This is a genomic window from Bifidobacterium callimiconis, assembly GCF_003952005.1.
GTDB classification, from domain to species: Bacteria; Actinomycetota; Actinomycetes; order Actinomycetales; family Bifidobacteriaceae; genus Galliscardovia; species Galliscardovia callimiconis.
The window spans coordinates 18,666-39,032 of record NZ_QXGJ01000008.1; the positions used below are offsets into that span (position 1 = coordinate 18,666).

General features: G+C 62.9%; 17 protein-coding genes, 1 tRNA gene and 1 other RNA gene. 2 read left to right on the forward strand and 17 right to left on the reverse strand.

The window, feature by feature from the left end:
- Positions 1-27: 27 nt before the first annotated feature.
- Genes D2E23_RS08170 through D2E23_RS08180 form a run of 3 tightly spaced genes read right to left on the reverse strand, consistent with a single transcriptional unit; the run spans position 28 to position 3,428 of the window.
- Entirely contained in the window at positions 28-1,311 is a 1,284-nt protein-coding gene (locus D2E23_RS08170; protein WP_126030431.1) for a phosphatase PAP2 family protein, read from the reverse strand.
- Positions 1,312-1,363: 52 nt separating this feature from the next.
- Entirely contained in the window at positions 1,364-1,954 is a 591-nt protein-coding gene (locus D2E23_RS08175) for a UbiX family flavin prenyltransferase (RefSeq protein ID WP_126030432.1), read from the reverse strand.
- Positions 1,947-3,428, reverse strand: a complete 1,482-nt coding sequence (locus D2E23_RS08180; protein ID WP_126030433.1) for a UbiD family decarboxylase — start codon at positions 3,426-3,428, stop codon at positions 1,947-1,949. Before D2E23_RS08180 ends, D2E23_RS08175 begins: the two co-directional genes overlap by 8 nt.
- Before the next feature lie 112 nt (positions 3,429-3,540).
- Here D2E23_RS08180 and lpdD point away from each other — a divergent pair, with 112 nt between their 5' ends.
- Positions 3,541-4,092: a prenylated flavin chaperone LpdD gene (gene lpdD, locus D2E23_RS08185; RefSeq protein WP_126030434.1), complete on the forward strand. Its 552-nt coding sequence runs from the start codon at positions 3,541-3,543 to the stop codon at positions 4,090-4,092.
- Positions 4,093-4,513: 421 nt separating this feature from the next.
- On the opposite strand, the gene D2E23_RS08190 is transcribed toward lpdD, so the two are convergent.
- The 4 genes from D2E23_RS08190 to ffs form a co-directional block, all read right to left on the reverse strand.
- Entirely contained in the window at positions 4,514-4,939 is a 426-nt protein-coding gene (locus D2E23_RS08190) for a nucleoside 2-deoxyribosyltransferase (RefSeq protein ID WP_126030435.1), read from the reverse strand.
- A 427-nt stretch (positions 4,940-5,366) separates the two neighbouring features.
- Positions 5,367-5,440 (reverse strand) — tRNA-Arg (locus D2E23_RS08195).
- A 272-nt stretch (positions 5,441-5,712) separates the two neighbouring features.
- Positions 5,713-6,663, reverse strand: coding sequence for a uridine-preferring nucleoside hydrolase UriH (gene uriH / locus D2E23_RS08200; RefSeq protein ID WP_126030436.1), 951 nt, complete (start codon positions 6,661-6,663; stop codon positions 5,713-5,715).
- Between the two features lie 297 nt (positions 6,664-6,960).
- An RNA gene (ffs, locus tag D2E23_RS08205) (signal recognition particle sRNA small type) lies at positions 6,961-7,055 on the reverse strand.
- Between the two features lie 404 nt (positions 7,056-7,459).
- Here ffs and glf point away from each other — a divergent pair.
- Complete coding sequence (gene glf / locus D2E23_RS08210) at positions 7,460-8,641, forward strand: UDP-galactopyranose mutase (protein ID WP_126030437.1); 1,182 nt, start codon at positions 7,460-7,462, stop codon at positions 8,639-8,641.
- 98 nt (positions 8,642-8,739) lie between these two features.
- On the opposite strand, the gene D2E23_RS08215 is transcribed toward glf, so the two are convergent.
- The 10 genes from D2E23_RS08215 to D2E23_RS08250 form a co-directional block, all read right to left on the reverse strand.
- Entirely contained in the window at positions 8,740-10,461 is a 1,722-nt protein-coding gene (locus D2E23_RS08215; RefSeq protein ID WP_126030438.1) for a hypothetical protein, read from the reverse strand.
- 84 nt (positions 10,462-10,545) lie between these two features.
- Positions 10,546-12,171, reverse strand: a complete 1,626-nt coding sequence (locus tag D2E23_RS08220; protein ID WP_164520744.1) for an AAA family ATPase — start codon at positions 12,169-12,171, stop codon at positions 10,546-10,548.
- Positions 12,168-12,800: a hypothetical protein gene (locus tag D2E23_RS08225; RefSeq protein ID WP_126030440.1), complete on the reverse strand. Its 633-nt coding sequence runs from the start codon at positions 12,798-12,800 to the stop codon at positions 12,168-12,170. Before D2E23_RS08225 ends, D2E23_RS08220 begins: the two co-directional genes overlap by 4 nt.
- A complete protein-coding gene (locus tag D2E23_RS11620) occupies positions 12,797-12,970 on the reverse strand; it encodes a hypothetical protein (protein WP_164520745.1) in 174 nt (57 codons plus the stop codon). Before D2E23_RS11620 ends, D2E23_RS08225 begins: the two co-directional genes overlap by 4 nt.
- A gap of 83 nt (positions 12,971-13,053) precedes the next feature.
- A complete protein-coding gene (locus D2E23_RS08230) occupies positions 13,054-14,655 on the reverse strand; it encodes a hypothetical protein (RefSeq protein ID WP_126030441.1) in 1,602 nt (533 codons plus the stop codon).
- Between the two features lie 15 nt (positions 14,656-14,670).
- Complete coding sequence (locus D2E23_RS08235) at positions 14,671-16,413, reverse strand: hypothetical protein (protein ID WP_126030442.1); 1,743 nt, start codon at positions 16,411-16,413, stop codon at positions 14,671-14,673.
- Positions 16,414-16,515: 102 nt separating this feature from the next.
- Positions 16,516-17,955 carry a hypothetical protein gene (locus tag D2E23_RS08240; protein WP_126030443.1) on the reverse strand — a complete coding sequence of 480 codons (1,440 nt, stop codon included), beginning with the start codon at positions 17,953-17,955 and terminating at the stop codon, positions 16,516-16,518.
- Positions 17,956-18,023: 68 nt separating this feature from the next.
- Complete coding sequence (locus D2E23_RS11955) at positions 18,024-18,146, reverse strand: hypothetical protein (RefSeq protein WP_276313595.1); 123 nt, start codon at positions 18,144-18,146, stop codon at positions 18,024-18,026.
- 13 nt (positions 18,147-18,159) lie between these two features.
- Entirely contained in the window at positions 18,160-18,876 is a 717-nt protein-coding gene (locus tag D2E23_RS08245; protein WP_126030444.1) for a hypothetical protein, read from the reverse strand.
- Positions 18,877-18,960: 84 nt separating this feature from the next.
- On the reverse strand, positions 18,961-20,337 hold the full coding sequence (locus tag D2E23_RS08250) for an SPFH domain-containing protein (RefSeq protein ID WP_126030445.1): 1,377 nt from the start codon (positions 20,335-20,337) through the stop codon (positions 18,961-18,963).
- Positions 20,338-20,367 lie beyond the last annotated feature (30 nt).

The window sequence follows — 20,367 nt, forward strand, 5'->3', positions numbered from 1 at the left end:
ATCGGCATGGCGGATTCGCGCGTGGCGTCAGCGCTTGCGCGGCGGGGCGGGCGGAGCCCCCACCAGACCGATCTTAGACAACGGCGCGGCGGTGATGTGACGCATGGCGAGCATAAGTCCGAACGTGAGCGCCACGGACGCGCAGATGAGTATGCCGGCCGATCCGTGCGCGGCGGACGACGCCCACTTGGCGCTGTACTGCAGACCGGGGGCCAACTGCCAGACCACGTACAGTCCGTATGCGACGGCCATGATGCCGCCGACGATCATCACCGTGCCCACGATCTGAATGCTGGCGGACGATACGCGTGTGCCCGGCTCGTCCATGCCCGATGCGCGGGTGAACGCCAACGCCAGGAATGCCAGTCCGGACGCCAGTGCGGTCGCCATGATCACGTCGCACGGGCGGTGCCATCCGCCGACGAGCAGCGCCATGCCAGACAGGGATGCGTATACGGCGGCGATCACCGCGACCAGCGCACGCCAGACGCGGGGCACGACGCACAGCAGAGCGAGCGCGGCCACGACGACCATGGTCATGTGTCCGGAGGGGGCGGTGTTGCCGTCGACCTTGATCATCGACACGTCGTAGACCTTGCGCGGCAGCAGATGCTTGAGCAGTTCGGCCGCGGCGAACGCGACGACGGCGAACGCCACGAGCTGCACGATCGCGCGCCAGCGCTTGCGGGAAACGGCCACAATGACCGCTACCACGCCGAACGCGACATCGGTGAACGCCATGACGGGAATCGTCAGCGGGCCGAGTGTCACGGACGTGGCGAGCGGCGCGCACAGGGCCGCAAGCCAGCCGGGCAGGGCGTTGGAGAAACCGTCGACGGCAAGATTGTCGTATTCCTGACCGCCCACGGTGCCCACGCCCACCAGGTACACGGCGGCGGCGATGGCGAGCAGCGCGATGCCGAACACGACGCACAGGATCACGCTGGAAGTACGGGGACGGTCGGTGAGCGGGTCGTCGGAACGGTCTCGCGGCATGCGCGGATCCACGGCGGGGGTCGAGGCGTTACCGCGTCGGCCACCCTTGCCGGAGCTTCTGCCGCGGCGGGAGCGGGGAGCGTCATCATCGGCGTCATCGGCGACCTGGGCGAGGGATGCCAACGTGCCGGACGGCTCCCCATCCAGTCCCAGGGCCGCGGCCTCGAGCGGAGACAGGCCACCGGAACGCTCCGGCGTTCCCCCGGACGTCGCCGGGGGAATCGACTGCGGAGAGATCGGCTGTGTGGCGGACGAGTCGACGGGCTCGGGGTCCAACGGCTCGAAATACAGGTTCGATGGCTTCTTGTCACTCATAGTCACGACTTTAGAGCCGACGGGACCCAAACCGGGGTAATGAGGATGGCGACTACTCGCCGAGGCCATTCCAACGGTGGTAGCGTGGCGCTTCGATGCCGAACGGCATGAGCAGTCGCGCGGCCACGTCGTAGGTCATGTCCTCGATCGTGGACGCGTTGCCGTAGAACGTCAGCATCGGCGGGCAGATGCGCACGCCGGGAATCATCGACAGCTCCTGCATGTTGCGCAGATGAATCGGGCTGAGCGGGCTCTCCCGCGCGCACAGCACCAGCGGACGCTGCTCCTTGATCGTCACGTCGGCGGCGCGCAGCAGCAGCGTCTCCGCATAGCCGCTGTGGATGCCGGCCAACGTCTTCATGGAACACGGCACGACGATCATGCCGGCCGTACGGTACGATCCGCTTGCCGGCCCGGCGCCAATCTCCTCCGGCTCATACCATTCGTCGGCCAACGCGCGCACCTCATCCACGCCCAGACCGGTCTCCCATGCGAGCGTGGTCCGGGCGCCATGACTCATGATCAGGCAGGAACGGAAACCGTCCGCCTCACGGATGATCCGTAGACACTGCACGAGCAGCGGCAGGCCGCTCGCCCCCGTGGCGCCCACCACGATGCGCTGTTCGTCACGTTCGTCACTCATACAGATCCGGCACCCAATGCGTGGGATCAAGCTCCATGAACCGGGCCCTATGGAACCGCGCCTTCTGATCGAACGGCACCGTGCAGTCGAAGATCGTCTTGCACGCGATGCCGTGATCACGAATCGACGGATCGCACGTCGGATCGTTCGACGGATCCAACGGATGACAGCGCACGCCCGGAATCGTAACCACGTCAACATCGCCCTGGAAACGCGTGTTCATCGCCCACAGCACGTCACTCATGTCGAAGCAGTCCACATCCTCGTCCACCAGGAAGATGTGCTTGAGCTCGCTGAACGCGCTGAACGCCAGCAGCGCGGCCTGACGCTGGCGGCCCTCGTCCGACGGCACGCGCTTGACGAACTGCAGCACCGCCATGAACTTGCCGCCGCCCGCGCTCGCGCAGTACACGTTCTGCAAGCGGCCCGGCATGGCCTTCTCGATCATGCCGTAGACGCTCGCCTCAGTGGGGATGCCGGCCATCGACACGTGCTCCTCGCTCGGGCCAATGCACGTCTGCATGATCGGATCGCGACGCGTGGTGACCGCCTTCACCTTGATCTTCCAGCACTGATCCGACGCCGGGCCGGTGTAGCCGGGGAACTCGGGCATCGCGTAGCCGGTGTGGCTGTTCTGATCCTCCACCACGCGCTCGCCGGGGATCACCTCGCCCTCGATCACGTATTCGGCGTTGGCGATGGCACGCTGATCGATGGTCAGACACTGCGTGAGTTCGACCGGGTGTCCGCGCAGGGCGCCGGCCACGGACAGCTCGTCGTAGCCGAGCGGCGTGGTCGGCGGCTCGAAGCAGGAACCGATCTCGATGGCCGGATCCACGCCGATGCTCACCGAGATCGGCAGACGCCGGCTCAGCTGTTCGGCGCGCTCGGCCATGGCGCCGATGTGGCGGGCGCCGGGGGTGAAGAAGATCGAGAGTTCGTCGCGGCCCTGAATGCACAGGCGGTGGATGGTCACGTCGTGCACGCCCGTGTCGGGATGCGTGGCGTAGCACATGCCGAGCGTGATGTACGGGCCGGCGTCGTCGGGCGTGTTCGTGGGCGCGGGCACGAGCTTGTATAGGTCGAAGTCGGGGTCGCTGGCGCGGTACACCACCTCCTGGCAGGGGGCGGGGCCATCGACCACCACGGGCTGGATGGGGTTGTCGACCGACCGCCACAGCAGCTTGCCCAGGTCCTTGGGATCGCAGCCGAGCAGCGCGCCCACGCGGCGGCGGCTCGCCAGCAGACCGATCGCCACGCGGGCGCCCGGATGGCCCTTCACCGTGTTGAAGATCATGGCCGGACCTTCGCGCGTGGGGCGTCGCACCGTGCCGCCCGCGCCCACGTAACGGTATACGCCGGCCAGTTCGGCGGCCGGGTCCACCTCCACGTCCGTTTCGATCAGCTGGCCGGGCATGGATCGCAGCAGATCCAGCGTCGATCGCAGACTGTTCACCTCATTCGTCTCGCTCATGCGGCTTGCTCCTTTATTGCTTATTGCCCTGTGCTTCACGTGCTCGCTGTCGCGTTTCGTGCGTCATCGCACCGTTGACGCATCCACCTTAGCGCCTAGCGGAGGACGGACAATGGAAGACATGATGGAATTTGGGAAAGAGGAATGCGGCGTGCAGGTGCGGGCGCTGCTCGAGCGGCAGGGGGCGGATGTGCTTGTGCAGCTTGTAGGTGGGGATGTGCCGCATTACGGTGTGATCGTCACGGTGGATCGCGCTGGGGAGGCTCGTAGCATCGCGCTGCCCAGCCGGCCGGGGCACGTGCATCAGGAGACCGCGATCGCCGAGCCGTTTGCGCTGCGGCTGCACGCGGCGCTACTGCCGCCGGGCACCAGGTCGGACACCAAGCCCGACGCCAAGTTAGGTGTCAAGTCAGGTGTCAATGAAAAGAGTAAGGAAGGTGAGAAAGGCGTAACCGCTTCCCCGCTTGCGTCGGGGAACGTCATGGTGGCATCCGGTGTGCATGTCAACGCCATCACCCCGAAACAGATGCGAGCCGTGTTCCGCATGTGCGAGCGCCTCGGCGAGCGCGCGGCCGACTGGCTGGAACGGCACCCGGTTGACGCTCTGGAGGAGGTGTTCGCATCGTCCTCCGACACGGGCTCCGAGCGCATCGGCCGGGAATAGGGCCCAGAATGCCGGTACGGAACGGCATGAGACCGGCAGAACTATCCGGCAGACCCAAAAATCAGACCTATTCCAACATATGGAGGTACTTGAGCACCGTTGCACGGCGATAACCTTCGATTTGGAGGTCCTTGAAATCGCGGATTCCATTTCAGGCGGCGGGAAAATGGTCTCATCGCACCGCCAGATCGTTGCAATTACGTCATACAGGCGTTGAGGCCTACTTGCTGAAGGACCTCCAAATCGGAGGTTAGGCCCGTGCACAACACGAGATGAACCTCCAAATCGGCAGATAGCCCGGCAGATCGGCATTTATGGGCAATTCATGGGCATGAGCCGAGCTCCGGCACCTTCCGAGCCTGCGTATGCTCGCCCACACCCATTGTCCGAGCCCCGTTATGCGGAGGTTCCACTCTATTGATCAGAAATCCTTGAGTACGGGGTTCGTGTGTTCGCCGGTTTCGAGGAAGTGGGACAGATCCTCCGGGGAGGTGAAGATCGCATCCACGGACTGGGAGATCATGATGTTCACGGCGTCTCCGTCCTTAAGCCCGTCGAGATAGGCGTACACGGGCTTGCCGATGCCGTGCGCATAGCCGATCTCGAACATCGTGCCCGGGTCGTCGTCGATCAGGTTGGCGATCACGGCCTTGGAGCTGCGGATGCCCTCGACGTCGGCCTCGAAGCACGCCTTGGCGCCGATGGCCGCCAGATCGGATTCGAAGCGAGGCTTGAACAGCTTCTTGCCATGGGATTCGAGCGCGGCCTCGAGGCGTTCCATGCTGGACACCTCGGCGGGGTTGAAGAACGGGCCGGCTGCGTAGAAATCGTAATCAGTATTGGTCATGCGCATCATTGTAGAAGCGCGAAGACCACGGGCCGTGAACGACGCGACCGAATGTACGACAGGTTATAGGTCAGAATGCATGTCTGTTTTGGCCGGCAATTCGGTGGCCCCTCCCTCAGTCCGTCTGCGACGGCCAGCTCCCTCCCCCGGAGGGAGCACACGCTCTTTATCTTCGTGCTCCCTCCGGGGGAGGGAGCTGTCACGCGCAGCGTGACTGAGGGAGGGAAACGCCACTAACAAAGCTAGGTCGAATACCCCTCAACTGAAAACCAATTTGGCCTATAACCCAGAACTTGGCCCGCAACCCCGGAAACCGCATGGACCCGAACTATGAAATCACGGAAATGAACGGACGTATTCGGGAGAGGGCAAGAACGCCCCTGAAAATTGGAAAGGCCTCGGACACTAATGTTTCCGAGGCCTCATGTGCGCCAGACAGGATTCGAACCTGCGACCTTCTGATCCGTAGTCAGATGCTCTAATCCGCTGGGCTACTGGCGCATGTTGTCTTTCCGAAGTCGCCTTCGTGAAGCAACTCGAATACAATAAGCCGCAGATGAATTTTATGCAAATTCGATGTTACATACGGAGTGTCGCCAATGATTGCAAGGGTTTGGCGGTGAGAGCGGTAACAATTGCGAGAGGTTTCCGGCCTGGGGCGATCAGAATTCAGCATCCTAGACAGCGTCACGATCCTTCTCCCTGCCGCTTCGCTCCTCAGATGCACGCTTCCCTCGGTCACACACACAGGACCGAGGGAAGCGTGAACGATTTCAGCCGATGGTCTTGATGGCGTCGATGATGAGGTTCCAGAAGCCGTCGAAGTCGAGCTTCACGGCCACCTGGGTGTGGCAATCCTCGGCGCTGGGCTCGGGGCCACGCAGATCGGCCACGGTCATGCCCGTGGTCAGCGCGCCGTGGATCTCCACGTCGACCGGGCAGCGGCGCGTGGCCACCACCGCGTGGTCGATCAGGTAGGCGACGGTGCAGGGATCGTGCACCGGCGGGTCGACGAAGTCCTGATTGTTCTTGTATGCCTCGCGGAAGAAGTCCATGAGCCCACTGGCGAACTTGGACAGATCGGTACCGATCGCGTCGATGCGCGACTGCACCTCGGGCGTGCACAGCGCCTGATGGGTGAGATCGAGGCCCACCATGGTGATCGGCCAGGCCTCATTGAACACGATGTGCGCGGCCTCGGGATCGGTGGCCACGTTGAATTCGGCGACCGGCGAGCAGTTGCCCACGTGGTAGCCGCCGCCCATGAGCACGACCTCCTTGACACGGTCGACGATGCGCGGCTCCATGCGCACGGCCAGCGCGATGTTGGTGAGCGGACCGGTGGGCACGAGCGTGATGGTCTTCGGCTCGGCGTTCATGATCGTGTCGATGATCCAGTTGACCGCGTGCCCCGGGTCGAGCGGACGGGTGGGCTCGGGCAGCTCCACGCCGTCGAGTCCGGTGTCGCCATGCACGGCGGCGGCCACCTTGAGCGGACGGACGAGCGGCCGATCGGCACCGGCGTGCACGGGGATGTCAGTGGCATGCGCGGCCTCGAGCACGGCACGCGCGTTGTAGGTCACCTTGTCGAGGCTCTGATTGCCGCCGACGGTGGTGACGCCAAGCAGTTCAATCTTCGGATTGCCCAGCGCCAGCAGGATCGCCATCGCATCGTCGTGACCGGGATCGGAATCAAGAATGATCTTCGTCGGGTTCTCTGCCATATTCGCTCCTTCACGAATCGCATATGCTGTGTCCAATTGCCGCGGATTCGCATCATTCCGTTGAAAATCCGCCTGATAAAACGTTACACCATAACACGCTACACCACGGTGCATACGCGACACGACGGTGCCGATTCGCAGCGTCAAACGCCCGTTTTTCGGTATTCGCAGCGCCAAACGCCCATCAGACACGATCCGCGACGGGTGTTTCGTGCTGTGAATACGACATGAGGGCGCGGAAACGCAGAGCCAAAGCTCGAAGAAAAGGGGAAACAAAAAAGAAAAATAACGAGAGAAAGAAAAGACCCCTACGCACCCGACAGAGACCACTTACCCTTGCTGCATTCCTGCCCTGGGGGAGTTGGGCGGCATGACGCCGCGTAGGAGCCGAATTCACACTATAGCGCACACCGTGCGACAACGCCACCCCGACGCGGCGGGCACCCCGCGTCAAACCCGCAAAACCGTAGTGTGATCACACTAAGGAAATCGGCGAGGAACGCACCCGGTACGATGGTACGGCAGACATAATGCGCGGAACCATGCCAGCGGACGGCATCAGACCGGGCTGCACCCGATCAGGCGATCAACCGTTCGTCCGGTCGAAACGCTGAACGCTCTGACGGATAGTCGGCCAACCATCCGACCAACCAGCTAGCCGTCCGGCTAACAAGCCGGCCAAGCAGCCAACCGGCCCGCCGCCCCGTCATCTGCCCGACCGAATAGCCGACATCACCCGTCCGGCAGCCAGCCGCCTCATACGCGGCCGTAAAAGAAGAGAAAGAGAAGCCGATCCATGACCATCAATCCTGCAAACGCCGATCTCGTCATCGTGGGCGCGGGCCTGTTCGGACTGACCGTCGCGCAGCAGGCGGCCGAACACGCCGGCGTGCGCGTACTCATCATCGACGTGCGCGATCACATCGGCGGCAACGCCTACTCGTACTTCGACAAGGAAACCGGCATCGAGATCCACAAGTACGGCGCGCACCTGTTCCACACGTCGAACCGTCGCGTGTGGGAGTATGTCAACCGATTCACCGAATTCACGGACTACGTGCACCGCGTGTACGCCACGCATGACGGCGAAGTCTATCCGCTGCCGATCAATCTGGGCACGATCAACCAGTTCTTCCGCGCGCACTACACGCCCGCCGAGGCGCGCGCACTGGTGGAGCGTCAGGCCGGCGAACACGCGCACGGCATCGCGCGCAATCTCGACGAGCAGGGCAAGAAGCTCATCGGCCAGCCGTTGTACGAGGCGTTCATCAAGAACTACACGGCCAAGCAGTGGCAGACCGATCCCGCCGAACTGCCGGCGAGCATCATCCGTCGTCTGCCCGTGCGGTTCAACTACGACAACCGCTATTTCAAGGACACGTGGGAGGGTCTGCCGAAGAACGGCTACACCGCATGGTTCGAGAGGATGATCGCCGATCCGCGCATCGAGGTGAAGCTCGGCGTGGACTTCTTCGACGAGTCGCAGCCGCTCAACAGGCGCACGCTGGCCGAGGCGGGCGTGCCCGTGGTGTACACCGGCCCGATCGATCGGTATTTCGACTACGAGCTGGGCGAGCTCAAGTGGCGAACCGTGGACTTCAAGGAGCGTCGATACGACGAGGACGATCATTTCGGCTGCCCGGTCATGAACTATTCCGACGCGGACGTGCCGTACACGCGTGCGATCGAGTTCAAGAACTTCAATCCGGAGCGCGCCGAGTCGTATGCGCCCGGCAAGACGGTGGTGTGGGAGGAGTATTCGCGTTTCGCGCGCCGCGGCGACGAACCCTACTACCCCATCAACACCGACGAGGACAAGAGCATCTACGACCAGTACCGCACCAAGGCGCAGCTCGAGCCGAACACGGTGTTCGGCGGACGCCTGGGCACGTATCAGTACTACGACATGCATCAGGTGATCGACACGGCGCTGACCGCGTACGTGGAGGAGGTCGCCCCGCTGCTCAATCGGTGGTAGGACGGGTGCGGCGCGCGGGCTGGTGGACTACTGAATTCGCGTACGTCATTCGGTAAATCAATTCAGGAGTCCGCCGGTCCGCCACCGCCGCAGCACCATCACAGCGCGTTGAGCGTATCGCGCAGCTTGGCGGAGAGCAGATCCTGCTCGTGGAAGTCCTCGGCGAGCTTGGCGAACTGCGCGCCCAGCGACGTCAGACGGTCCTTGACCGAGGCGATACGCTGCTCGTAGGCAAGGTCGATGCGCTTGCGCTTGTTCATGTTGAGCAAGAGCATGCCCACGCCGCCGATGGCCACGATCGCGCCCACGGCGATCAGCGCGGGCGAGACGAATGCCGCCGCCACGCCGCCGACCACACCCACCACCATGAGCACGATCGGCACGATGTCCTTGATCTGCGCCTTCTCGGCCGCGGCCTTGCCGTGGTAGAACTCCTCCACCTGGCCGAACACGCCCTGCGGCTGGCTCAGATCCACCTGACCGGCCTCGAAGTCGTCGATCTTCACCGCCTGCACCGGCTGGAACATGCGACGATACCCGTCCACGTATCGGTCGCCCGCCTCCTGCTGCAGTTCGCGTGTCATAAGCAGCATGTTGCGACGCATCTGCGCGTTGGCCTCGCCGTTGCCGCCGGGAGAGAACAGCCACGCCATCATCTCGTGCACGATGTCGAATTCGGCGGCGTCATGCTGCTTGTGCAGACGGTACGCCTCGTTCGCCGCGTCCACATCGCCCTGCAGACGGATGATCATCTCGTTGCGTTCGATCTCGTCGTACACCTTCTGTTCGACTGCGCACGGGTCGGCCACGATCTTGTCGATGTACGCCTTGAGGAATTCGTTGCGCACGTCGTCGTCCACGTTCATGACGGCGTTGATGAAGTCGATCACGTTCGCGTTGTTGCGCGCCAGCGACAGCGCCTGCTGCAGCCCGTCATACGTGGGCACGAGCGCGGCGATCTGATCGTACGGGAAGGATCGGTCGTTAACGAACGTGCCGTACCGTGCGGCGATCTCGTCGATCACCGAGTCGCGCACGTTGCCGGATCCGGTGATCGCGTCGTTGACCAGCGTGCGGATGTAGTCGTTCACCTTGGTGCGCGTGGCGTCGGACAGCTTGTCCTCCACGGTCTTCGACAGCATGGAGAAGAACAGCAGCACCATGGGCTTCTCCGAGCCCGACAGCGGCTTGGCCGTCAGGTACGCGAACCATTTGAGCGCCACGTCCTCGCGGCGCAGACGCAGGTAGAACACGAGCAGGAACGATGCGGTACGGCGATCGTCGAGCTGCATGGCACGTTCGAGTGCGCGCTGGGCGCGTTCACGCTGGTCGGCACGCCACGCCACCACGGCCATGAGCGTGCAGGTGAGCCAGTAGTCGGGCTCCTCCAGCTGCTTGCGTTCCACGGCCTTCTCGATCACCTCCTCGGTGACCATGGAGAAGTCGAGGTTGTCCATGATGCCCTGCACGATCTTGCGCACCGTGCGGTATACGGCGAAGTCGTAGTACTTCGTGTTGTTGCACTCGCGGATGCGCTTGTTCGCCAGCTCCATCTGCTTGAGCCGGGCGTAAAGCTTATCCATGTCCTTCTGGATCTCATAGGCGGCGATCACGCGCTCGTGCGAGCGCTGTAGCGAACCGTCGGATGCGCTCAACGTATGGCGAATCTGATTCGTGGTGTCGTTCAACGAATTCCGGGCACCGTTGATGGCGCCCACCGCCGCGCCGATCTCGCTGCGCAGACGCTGATTCTCCGCCTTGATGGCGCTCAGTTCCGACTCCAGTGCGGCGATCTCGGCCCTCAGGTCTCCGTTTGCCATGTCTTCCTCCTCGTCACGATTCTTTCCAATGCCTGTGTCACGATTGCCGTGGTGTGATGCCGTCCGTCATGATTCGCACACCCGTCACGATGCCGGCTGGGCGTGGGTTCGACCCCATTCGCGGATGAACGCGATACGGTCCGGCGCGATGGGGATGGTATGCGCGAAATGATCGTCCAATGCCTCCGCCGTGGGGTGAATTTCCGGCCGATCATCCGCATCTTCCCGACCGTCGCCGAACACGATCTGTTCGGCCAGATCCTTGATGGTCTGTTCGATGTCGGAATACGAGAATCCTTCGCACCGATCCACCAGACGAGTGATCTCGTCGTCGCTGAATTCCGTATGCAGGCACAGTCGCGAGTACAGGCGGATCGCCTCGGCGCGCTCGTCCGCGTTCGGCAGATCGATGAAGAACGTCTCCGAGAACCGCCCCTTGCGGAACAGTTCGGGCGGCAGACGGGTGATGTCGTTCGCCGTGGCCACCATGAACACCTTGGCACGCGACTCCTGCAGCCAGAACAGGAACTGGCCGAGCACGCGGTTGGCCACGTCGCTTTCGCCGGACGTGGTGGACAGCGCCTTTTCGATCTCGTCGACCCACAGCACGCACGGCGCCACGTTGTCGATGTAGTCGAGCGCCTCCTGCATGCGACGCTCGGTCTCGCCCACGTATTTGTTGTAGACGGCACCGATGTCGAAACGGAACAACGGCAGTTCCCACCGGGCGGCGATCATCTTCGCGGAGAACGACTTGCCGCAGCCGGGCACGCCGGCGAGCAGAATGCCACGCGGCGGCTGCAGACAGTACTCGTCAAGCACATCGGAGGGTGCAAAGAACACGTCACGCTTGCGGTCCAGCCACGCCTTGAGATTGTTGAGACCGGCCACCTTGAGCTGCTGCGGATACGATACGGCGGTCACATTGCTCACCGGCGTGAACAGATGCTCCTTGCTGGATGCGAGCCGCGGGATGTCGTCGTGGCCGAGTCCGTTGGACGCGACCAACGACGACCGCAGCAGATTGACGATCTGAATCTCGCTCATGCCACGCAACAACGTGGCCAGCTGGTCGACATCACGATCGGACCAGCGCACGACGGGACCAGCCGCACGGGATGCGACGGCCGATCCAGCATCCGTACCGGCGCCTGATCCATCGTCATCCGCGAAACGACGCGCGAAATCGACGATGAGATCGCGGCGCTCGCCGAAGTCGGGAAAATCAAGATCGACGAACAGACCGAATCGCGACAGCCGCGGCCACACGTCCTCGGCGGCGACCACGATCAGCGTATTGCCGGTGTCACGCGCCAGATACGCGGCGGCGAGCAGCTCACGCACGTACATGCCGTCCTGACCGAGACGACGGGTATCGGCGAGCGCGAAGATCACATGATGGCCGTGGCGGAACCGTTCGCGGATGAACGCCATCGGGTCGGAATCCACGTCCTTGGACGGAGTGGCGGCCGCGTCGGACGGACCGGAACCGTATGCCGCCGCGCCCGCCGCGCCCGAGACGCCCGCCGCACCGAAGTGCTGCACCTGCTTGGCATCGGTGTAGCAGTAGGCGTTCAGCGAGCGTTCGGCGGCGAGTTCGCGCAGCGCCTGTTCCACACGATGCCGTTCGATGGTGCGGATGAGCACCAGCGGCACGCCGGCGCGAATATAGTCGTCCAGCGCGCGTTTCATCTGCCGATAGTTGCTCATGTGCGCATCCATCTCCTTTCCAATCGTCTGATGACGTATGCCGTGTCGTCGGCCTCCGGCGAGGCTCCCCCGTCTCCCCCGTTGCCGATGCCCGTCGCCACGCTGTGCAGCACGCCGGCCACGTGGTCGCGGATCTGCGTGACGAGCTGGCCGCCTTCATGCTCCGGCATGCCCGGCACGTCGGTGACGAACAGCAGTCGTTCGCAGGAGTTCGAGTAGCGTCTGCACAGCATGATGATGCCGTCCGCGTCGGTGACCGAAATCTCCTCGAGCGCCTGGGACAGTCGCCGGCCTTCGCGGTTGATCACGCGCTCGCAGAAGCGGCGGATCAGGTCGAAGATCTGCGGGGTAGCGCCGGCGGGAATGTCGCCGTGACGCAGGGCCTGGGCGAGGTCTGCCGGGCAACGGTCGGCGTCCTCGAGAAGGTGTCGCCAGTCGCCATAGTTGCGGGGGGGCTGCGGAAGTGGAGGGGCGGCGGCGGAGTTCTTACCGGTGTTGCCGGTGTTGGAGCCCTCCCTCAGTCCGCCGTTGGCGGCCAGCTCCCTCCCTCGGAGGGAGCACGGGAGAAGACGGGCGAACAGGCGTCGTAACCACAGCAGCCACGAGCGAAGCCGGCGGCGAGAGGTCACGACAGGAAGGTCTCCGGGGGTTCGAGGCTCCAGTCGGGCAGGGACTTGCTCATTTCGGCGAGGCTGTCCTTCTTGGACTGGCGTACGGCGTCCTGATGGTCGTCGCCGAAGTTGGCGTTCAGGGAGGCGAGCAGGTCGTCGGAGCTGGTATCAGGCTGGTTCTTTGCCATGATGGTCCTTTCTTTCGCGGGTATCAGACGGGTATCGAATCGTTCGGGGTCATTGGCCGAGTGTTGCCGGCCATGGACGTCGGTCAGAAGTTGAAGTTGAGCTTCTCGATGGTGGCCGCGCAGATGCTGTGACCCTCCGCGCAGCTGTGTTGGAACGCGCCTATCTCCTGCATGGTGTTGGCGAGGTTCTGCAGCGCGGCCTTCACGCGTTCGGGGAACGCCTTGAGATTGCGCCAGATGCTCACGCCCAGGAAGATCAGGCCGAGTCCCAGTCCGATCAGGAAGTACAGCGACACAAAGGCGAGTCCCGCACACAGCACGGCGAGCACGGCGGCCACCACGTTCGGAATGGTCAGATACACCATGGTGAGCTTGTGGGTGTCGAAGTACTCCTTGAGGCTTGTCTCCATGGCGGTCTGATCGTTGCCGTTCGACACGCCCTCCCATCCGTCGATGGCCAGCTGATAGCCGGTGGGCGTGCGCTGCTTGATGTTGTCCGAGTAGGCGTTCATGGCGTCGATCAGCCACGTCTTGGTCTGACTGAGCGCGAACTTGCGCACGTGCACGTCGGTGTTCTGCTGGTCGTCGTAGATCACCCAGCTGATCATCTGACGGCCCACGTTGAAGCCTTCGCCCTTAAGCCGCAGCATCTCGTCGTACTGCTTCTGCGCGTCTTCGACCACGCCGTTGTTCTTGATGACGAGGTTGAAGTACTGCTGCTGGGTGCGCAGCTCGTCCTCGTCCTGATCGTAGTTGGTGATCAGATCGGTGAGCACGGCGTCCACGCGCGCCTTGTAGTTGTCGGGACGCTGTTCGATCTCGGACACGTCGAGGCTGTCGACGATCGCCTGCAATGTGGCGAACTTCGATACGTCGCGGTACACGCCTTCGATCTGCTGCGCGTTCTTGCAGAACTGTCGGATGGACACGAAGTCGAACTGCGCGGGCGCCTGCATGTTGGCGATGTACTTGGCGTAGTCGCCCACCAGTTCACGGCAGATCTCCGCGTCCTCGTTGATGATGCCAATCCACTTCTCGATGGTGGCGTTCACCTTGGCTTGCAGCGCCTTGTCGGTGCCGAACACGCCGGACAGGTACGCCTGCAGCATCACGGCGGCCTCGTTCTGCATGCACTTGGGGTCGAGCGTCTTCAGGTATTCGGTGAACCAGCGGCGGGCGGTCTCGTTGCGGCCGAAGCGCAGATTGAGCAGCGTGAAGAACAGCGTGGCCTTGATGCGGTCACGGCGAGTGCCTTCGGCCACGGCGTTGGCGGCCACCTCCGGGTAGTCGTTCACCCATGCGGTGACGGCGATGAGCGCATAGGAGAGCCAGTAGCGGGAGCTGGTGAGCCACAGTTCCTCGGAAAGCTCCTGGATGGTCTTGTTGCGTACCAGATTGATGTCGAAGTCGCGTACCACGCCGATGATCGTCTTGCGAATGCGTGCGTAGTCGCCGAACTGCTCCTTGAGTACCTGATCAATGCGGATCAGATTCTCGTGGGCGAGCTGCACCTCCTCGCTTTTGATCATGTTCTCTTTGAATTCGGAGACGCTCTGGTAGATCTCGTTCGTCGTCTCCTGGATGCGATTGGTGGTCGCATCGATCTGGTTCATCTGCGTGTCGATGGAGGAACGGAAGCCACTGATGGTGGAGTTGAGTTCCTGTACCGCGTATTCGCTGTCCATGAGTCCGGTCCTCTCTTAGTTGGCGAACAGGCCGAGGGCCTGCTGCAATGCTTCGGTTCCCTTGTCGGCGGCACGATACTCCTTGCGCCACCGACCCATTTCCTCGAGTGTTCTGGTGATGATCTCCAGATCCTTTTTCTTGCGTCTGAGCAGGTTCATGCGCACGCTGTCGAGTTGCCTCCACAGGCAGAACGCGCCGACGAGCACGAGCAGCATGGAGATCACGATGAGCGCGGGCTGGCGTACCCATACGCCGGCCACCACGAGTCCGACGATGCCGATGGCGATCATGCCCAGCCAGATAAGCACGAACTTGTCCTTGAGATAGTTGGTCAGACTGTGCTTGCGGTAGAACTCGAGGAAGCTCTTCTTGGCGAGCGGCAGCTCGTTCTCGTTGCAGGACATGGACCAGCCGTCCACGGTGATCGGATACCGTTCCTGCTCCTTGGCGCGATAGTCCTCGGCGAACTTGCGCGTGCCGTTCTGGATGCTGGGCGCGAGTTTTTCGATGGCGAATCGGCGGGTCTGCGGCAGGATGTTCACGTCGTCTTCGGTGAACGCCCATTTGCGCAGCAGATCGGCGAATCCGACCGGTCCCTTTTCCGGGTAGCGTTCCTCGAACGCCTGGTCGGCGGTATGGATGTCGCCCTTGGCGGCCACGATCAGCTCGTTGTAGCGGATGCGACGATAGAGCTTCTCCTCCTCGGGGTCCATGGATTCGATGAGGTTGTAGATGGAGTCCTCGAGGCGTTCCTTCACGCCGTCGTCGTCGGCGTCCTCCTGATACAGCTTCTGATAGTCGCGCGCCACGATCTCGTTCTTCTCCGCGTCCGACAGCAGCTGCTTCATGGAAGGGAAGCCCTCCTTGCAGTATTCGGGCAGGTAGAAGAAGTCGAAATCGGTGGTGTGCGCCTTGGTGGCCATGAACCGTCGGGCGTCGTCCGCCACCTTGGCGTCGAAGTTGATGTCGTAGACGGCGATCTCGTCGAGCATGTCGCTCACCTTGGCCGCCACGCGAATCTCAAGCCCGTGGTCGCCGCCGAGCGCGCCGGCCAGACGGGCCTCGAGCAGGTATTGGAACTCCTCGCCCACGTCGTTGGCGCGGATGCAGCCCAGATAGTAGGCGTACCAGCGCATGGCGGTGTCGCGACGGCCGAACTTGAGATTGCAGAACAGGAAGAACAGCGCGCTCTTGCGTTCGGAGATGAGCAGTGCGCGGCGCATGGCACGGTCGGCGGCCTCCGGCTCGTCGGCCCACCACAGCATGACGGCGCTGGCCGCGTAGGCGAGCCAGTAGTCGGTGTTCGCCAGATACGCCTTCTCCACCTTGGTGCGCGTGGTCTCCTGCGAGATCAGGTTGCCGTCCACGGCCATCACGCAGCCGAGCGAGATGCGGCGCAGCTCGTGGAAGAACTGGAACTTGGTGTAGTACTCGTCGGTGAACTGGGTGAGGTTCTTGGTGGCGGTGGAGAGGTTCTTGTACGTGAAGTACTTCTCCGACACGTCGCGCAGCAGCTGCAGCAGGTCACGCGCGTCGATGCTGCGGCCCTCGATGTGCTTGGCGAGCACACCCACATCGGAGGTCACCTCTTCCGACATGCTTTGCGCAGCGCTGGTGAGCACCGGAATGGTCTCGACCAGATATTCGAGCTCTTCCTCCAGATGCGCCTGTTCCAGTTGCGCGGTGTAGATACGCTGTTCGAGACTGCGGATCTCGGCCAGCAGTCGTGCGCGTTCCGCGGCGTCATCGCTCGCCATGGGACATCACTCTTCCTTCCCCGGTTTCAAACCCATTATCGGACTTCATCGAATTCATCGGGCGTCGTTCGTCATCGTGTTTCGTGTCACTCGGCCCATCCGTCACATGCCGCTCGGGTCGAGCAGCCGTTCCTGAACCAGAATGGAGACGATGTGGTCACGCACCTGCGGCGCATCCTGCGTGGACGCGGGATAACGTCGTACGGCCATGCGCAACGATTCGCGAGCCTGCAGATGGTCGAGCAGCACGCGCAGCACCTTGGGCTTGTCGGCGCCGTCCACGGTGGATCCCATCAGGTATTCCTCCACCGACATTGGGTTGAGCGACGGAATGGCCGCGAGCAGCCCCTCCAGCACGGCGAGCTTGTCGTCGATCGGCACGCGCGCCGACACGAATCCGGACAGCACGCTCTGCACGCGACGGTCGTTCATGCCGATCGTCTTGGCGGCGGTGAAGATCGACAGACGCGCGGCGGCGTCCAGATCGGTGCGGGTGAGCATGGCAAGCAACGCCTGCTGCGAGAACTCGAGATAGTAGCCGGCGTTGGCCAGCGCGTTCAGCCCCTTGACCGCCACGGCGGCATCGGTAGCCGTAAGCAGCGCCTGCACGGTGGCCGCCAGATCCTCGTCGTTCAGCTTGTCCCCGCCGAGCGTGCCGAGCAGGCCGAGCACGCTCGCCTCGTCGGAGGCGATCTCGATCAGCGCGGCGATGGCCCGGCCGTTGGGCACGACGCCACGCGCCGTGCTGCGTTCGGCGATGGCGAGCTTGGTGGCCGGCGCATCCTGAGATTGCGTCAGATACTCGGACAGCGCGTCACGTCCATCGGACGGATTCACGCCGCGGCCGATCGTGGTGGCGACGTTCTCCACCTTCTGCGGGGTGTCCGGATACTGGTTCAGCACGAGCGCGTACAGACGGTCTGCGTCAAGGCCGGCAGGCGACTTGAGCAGCGCGTCCACCTTCGCGTAGTCGCCGCTCGAGAACGCCTGCGCGATCAGGCCGTTCGCGGCCTTCTCGGAGTGGATGTTCGTCACGTCGAACGACTTGTTGAGATAGTCGACGCGTGCGGTGTCCTTGAACGTGCGGAACACGGTGATGAGCAGCGAACGGATGTCGGCCGACTCGATGTTGTCGTAGAAGTCGGCCTCCACGTCCGCCGTCTGCGGGTCGAACGGGCTGGGCAGCTTCTTGTAGGCCTCGATGGCCTGTGACAGTGCGTTGCGCTTCTCGTTCTGGTCGAGCGTACGCGACGCCGAGATCACGTGCAGGGCGAGCTGCGCCACGATCGAACCGGGATAGGTCGGGTCGATCGAACGGCACTTGACCAGACCGTCCTCCGCCTGGCTCAAGTCACGCTCCACCAGCGACGACAGCGTTTCGGTGGCCGTATGACGGATCTCGTAGACGCCGTCATACTCCTCCTGCCGCTCGTAATGATTGCCGCAGTAGGTGCAGATGTATTCGTTGCCGGCCTTGTCGAACTGCAGCGGACCGCCGCAGGTCTCACACTCGCGCTGTTTGTAGCTGAAGCTGGATGCCATTCGTCACTCTCTCTACTTGCTCCCGAAGACGCCTGGAGGCGTCGTCGTATGCACCTTCGTCGCGTGTTCTACTGCCGCTGGTAATGGTTGCCGCAGTAGACGCAGACGTATCCGTTGCCGGTCTTGTCCGCCTGCAGCGGACCGCCGCAGGTCTCACACTCATGCCGGCTGACGCCGGAATCGGATGTCATGTCGTCATCCTCCCTACTTGATGAGCATCAGCTTGCGGCGACGCTCCATGTACAGGTTCTCGAGCTCCTGGATCGCGCGGGTCATGGTCACGGTGTCGCCGCGGCTGGATGCGTCGCGCAGTTCGCCCATCTTGCCGCCGATGCGCTGCTCGACCTCCATGATGGCCGGATTGTTGCGGCCGAAGGCGTCGGAGTACTTCACGGTGTCGTTGAGATGCTCGAGCGCGTGCAGCAGGTTCGGATCGGCGCCGCGCATGCGGTTCTCGTCGATCAGCGACTGGATGTCGACGGTCTGCACGGCCCACGTCATGGCCGTCTGATGACGTTCGGCGCTGGCCGATGCGGAGGCGCGCTGGGCGGTGAAGCTCACGATCGTGATGATCAGGAACAGCACAAGCAGCACGAGCTGGATGAACAGGGAGATCTTGAACGGGATGATCTTCTGCAGCCAGATGCACACCACGCTCACGAAGATCTCGGCGAAGAAGTAGTACACGGCGAAGCCGATCATCGGGATGCCGAAGAACACGGCCTCGATGTCGGGGCGTTCCACCGCGAAACGCGGCATGAGGAACGTGAGCAGGAACGCGATCACCGCGAACACGAGTGAGACCACCGCGCCGGGCGTATACAGCCCGGAGAACAGATAGATGGCCACCGCGTACACGATGAACAGCAGGAAGCCGATGATGCAGATGATGTTATTGGTTTTACCGCCGATGTTCTTCACAATGTCACCTCGGATTGGGTTACGGAATACGGAAAAGAATGTGCGTGGTCAATGATGCGAAAGGGGAAGGCGATCGGGCGACCGTCACAGCTTGGTGCCGCAGTTCGGGCAGGCGGCCCAGCCGGGCTGCACCTCCTGACTGCAGTTCGGACACGTCGGCTTCGGCTGGTTCAATGCCGTGCCGCATGCCGGGCACACCTTCCAGCCGTCCTGCACGGGCTGATTGCAGTTCGGGCACGTCTCCGGCTTGCTCAACGGCGTACCGCACGCCGGGCAGACCTTCCAACCATCCTGAACCTCCTGACCGCAGTTCGGGCACTTCGGCTTGCTCAACGACGTGCCACATGCCGGGCAGACCTTCCAACCGTCCTGCACGGGCTGGCCGCACTGCGGGTTGGGGCAGACGTGGCCGGTGGCGGGTGTGGTCGGCGCGGCGGGCTGCTGGGAGGGCATGACCGGCTGCGCGCCGAGCATATTGGCCAGCGGGGATCCGGCGGCAGCGGCGGGTGTGGGGATGCCGGGAGTCGGCGTACCGGGGGCCGCAGGATTGGCGGGGGGCGCAGGATTGCCGCCGTTCATGGCGACGCCAACGCCCATGCCGTTGTTGACCAGTCCCACGAATCCATTGAGAATGTCGCCGGTGCCACCGCCGATGACGGTGTTGGTCTGGTTGCTGGCGAGCGCCTTGAGGATGTCCGCCTTCTTTTCGGCGGCCCAGTCGTAGCCCTGGATGGCACGGGAGTCCGCCGCGCCCTTCGCCTTGATGCGCATGGCGGCGGCCTCCGACAGGGCAGCCTTGATCTCAGCGACGTCGTCCTCATCGGAGCGGATCGTCTCCATGTTGAAGAAGACGAGCTTGATGCCGTAGTCCTCGAAGTACTGGGACAGCGGCTGCATCAGGATCTGGCCGATCTCCTTGAGATACATGGCCAGATGCACGTAGTCGATGTTCGCGCCGATCATCATCTGCGCGACGGAGGTCTTCACCTCGGTGGAGATGATGCCGCGGAATTTGTCGATCACCTCTTCGGGGCGGAATTCACGTCGGTATCCGGTGAACTTCTCCACGAACTTCCTTGAATCGGTGACCACGAAGCTCAGGCTGCCGCGGATGCCGAGGTTCAGCATGATGCCGTATGTGACATCGGGGACCACGATCTTCTCGCGGGTGCCCCACTTCATGTCCATGGCGTGCACCTTGTTCACGAAGTACACCTGGCACGGGAACGGGGTTTCGCCGCCGGTGGCCATGCGCTGGATTGCGTTGAGACCGAAGTAGTTCTGTGTCTCGATGGTATGGCGGCCCTCGCCGTATACCTCGGGATGGCCTTCGATGATCACGATCGCCTCGTGAGTGGGGTCGACGATCAGCTGGGACGCGGTATTGAAATCCTCGATCGGGCTTTTCCAGACCAGTGCGTCGGGATCGCCTTCAAACTGAATGACATTGGCAATGGCCATTGCTATTCCTCGCTCTTCCCGGGAATCGGC